Consider the following 2,912-nt stretch of genomic DNA (forward strand, 5'->3'; position numbering starts at 1 on the left):
CGGCACTGTCCTACAGTTTCTCCCCAACGGCGCACAGCTCGCCATCCCTAGCAATCCCCAAGACTATAGCGGTTCCGATCCCCAGGATCCCCTCTGGCTGCTGCTCACCCTACCCTTCCTGGGTCGCCTTCAGCCCCAACAGCGGGATTTTGCCACGGAGGCGCAGTCCACGCTGCACATTGACCCCATTGTCCTGCTGTCCCAAGATCCTAGCCACCCCCTAGCCCGTCTCCTGGCTAGCCGAGGCGATCAGGAACCCATCGACGTGGCGATCGCCAGCCTCGATACCGCCGTGGGCCGCACCTGGCCGCGCCTAGATCCTCTCTCCCTAGAAGAAAGCTGGTTTCGCCTGCAGCATCCCCAGCGGGAGCCGGTCGTCAACGATCTGCAAAGTGTTATGGCCACCCGCCCCGAAGCGGCAGCTCGCCTCAGCCGCGCTACGGCCCTGCAGCAGGCCGTGAATGCCCTGCGTCAGACTTATCCGCCCCAGGTTAGCCCCGAACTACCCCCTAACGTACCTCCTAGTCTGCTGGTGATTCCTCAACTGGATGCGTCTGGCTTACAGGTGCTCTACGATTTTATCCCCAGCAGCAATTCCAGCATCGTGCAGGATAAGTCCGGACTCAGCCCTGCCCTAGATTTGACGATTCAAGACAGCGATCGCGTCACCTGGCTAGAGGGCGGTGGTCTCCAACTCCGGGCACATACCCTAATTCGCTCCGCTACTGTTCCCCAACGGCTGATCGATGCCTGCCGGGAAACAGACGAAATCACGATTGAAGTCTGGATTCACTTGGCACCTAATCAGCTTGTGCAGTCAGGGCAAGGGCCGAAGCGCATTGTTACCTTATCGGTCGATCAAGGGGTTCGTTATTTTACCCTTGGGCAAGGCTTGACCACTGGATTGCCCGGCGCGGTCTATAATGCTCGCCTGCGAACAACAGAAACCGATAATAATGCCGTACCAGGTCTCACCAGCCCTGATAAAACAGCAATTGCGGGTCTTTCTCAGATTGTTTACACCCGCGATCGCCAAGGCCAAGCTCGACTGTATATCAATGGCGTAGAACAAGCCCGCGCCAACCTTCCGGGTGAACTCTTTCCCCAGCCTGGGCCTAGGGATGCAGAGTTTCGCCTGGCTCTGGGTGATGAACTGAATAGAGGGCGCGCTTGGTTAGGCGACTATCGTCGGCTGGCGCTATATGACCGCACCTTTTCGGTTCAGGAAGTACAGCGTCGGTACCAAGTTGGGGTTGAGCGTCTGCGTGAATCCTCACAACAGCCCATCGCTTGGCACATCACGGGTTTACAGCTTCGCAGCAGCAAGCTATGGGGTCAAACCGATGCCAGCCATCGCTACGCCGCTGCTACCCAACTCCCAGCCTTACTTAATCTGCAAGGACAAGCCAATCCCCTGCCGGTCAGCCTAGCGGTGAGTCCTTATCTTGGATTAGAGTTTCGTCCCGCCCGTGGGGAGTATCATCCCCACCTGATGTCCACCGAATTGTTATGCCTCAGCCTTGATGCCCAGCAGCTTCGCCCCGTTGCTAATCATCTTTGGGACGTCTTACCCAATGAAGCAGAAACATTACCGACTCGCATCTTAACCTGGGCTCAGCAAACCCACCTACGCCTATCTCCCAACTCAGCGATCGCTATCCTGCGCTATCGGGTGATCAACCGTCCCGACCAGGAAAATTTAGAGGCAGCGATCGCCCCCCTCACAGCCACCTACCGATTCCAAGTCGTAACTGACCTAAGCTTACCTGAGCAGTTGACCCGGCGTGTGTTTCAGCTTCGCTCCGCCGTAAAGCATCTGCGATTTCGTCAAGGTCAATTTGGCGGTGTCGCCATGCCTGTCGAGGAGGTGAAACCCGTTGACTTAGCGCCACCCCAAGTTGTAGGCGTACAGCCCATTTATCTTGCCGAACGTCCTGACTCCAGTGAACCTGGCACCTGGCCCTGGGGACTGAGTGCCCTACGGTTGAGCGTCCACTATACCCAAGACCAGGCAGGCATGGTGGGCAACCTGCAACCCCAAGCAACCCGCTGGTGGCAAGCACCCCACTACCAAACTCAGTTCCGTTCTGCCGTAGGTAGCGATCGCCCCGCCGCCGGACTGCCGCCCTATTTCCGTGCCCAAGCCATCCAGAGCCTATTGCCAAACGCCTCCCAAGCGATCGTACCGCCAATAGAGATCGTACCGCCAATAGAAAATAAAGATACAAAGGATCAACCGTGGCAGCCGGTACTGCCCGGATCCCTGCGCTATATCTTGACAGGCGATCGCGCTGGACTATTTTTAACCCTGCGCCACCATATTATTCGTCAAGAATGGGCATCGCAACGGCAAACAAAGCTACCTGTGCCGAGACTACCTCCGCCAGTTCCGAGACCATCCTCAACAGGGATACAGCCAAGAGGTCAAAGCCCTATGTGTCACCATGTCCCTCAACGGTATGGGGTTTCGAGCGATCGAGCGCGTGACCGGCATCAACCACAATAGTGTGATCAACTGGGTGCGCCAAGCTGCAGCAGCTATCCCTCAAGAGAATGATGAGATTCCTGAAACGGCCCAACTCGATGAGTTAGAGACCTTTGTGGGTCAAAAAAAATTGGCTGTGGACAGTGGTGAATACAAAATACCCAGCCGCTAAGGAGTTAATACAATTTTCCCTAGCTGAGTTAGTGTATCAAGAAGAGAGCGATCGCCCTGCTACCCTGCTGCCAGGCAATACGCTAGAATTTCAGCTCATCGTTCAAGATAAGGGAAAAGATGAGAGAGCGATCGCCCTATTAGCTCCAAAACCCGTCGTGCTGACTGTGGAGATTGTCGCCCAGCCCGTTATACCCGCACCAGAAGCCGCCTATGCCCTCCTGCGCCAGCGTCATCCTAGCCAAGTGGAGTGCGT

Annotated in this window: 1 protein-coding gene and 2 pseudogenes; all 3 read left to right on the plus strand. The window is 56.4% G+C overall.

The genetic code is table 11. The features are described 5' to 3' along the window. Positions 1 to 397 precede the first annotated feature (397 nt). Positions 398 to 1,174, plus strand: a pseudogene (locus tag V6D20_06095) (hypothetical protein). Positions 1,175 to 2,318: 1,144 nt separating this feature from the next. Further along, positions 2,319 to 2,649: pseudogene (locus tag V6D20_06100) on the plus strand (IS1 family transposase). Next, the coding region (locus tag V6D20_06105; protein ID HEY9815358.1) for a hypothetical protein at positions 2,632 to 2,912 on the plus strand (281 nt) is incomplete at its 3' end. The pseudogene V6D20_06100 and the gene V6D20_06105, both read left to right, overlap by 18 nt.

This window comes from Candidatus Obscuribacterales bacterium, assembly GCA_036703605.1.
Taxonomy (GTDB): domain Bacteria; phylum Cyanobacteriota; class Cyanobacteriia; order RECH01; family RECH01; genus RECH01.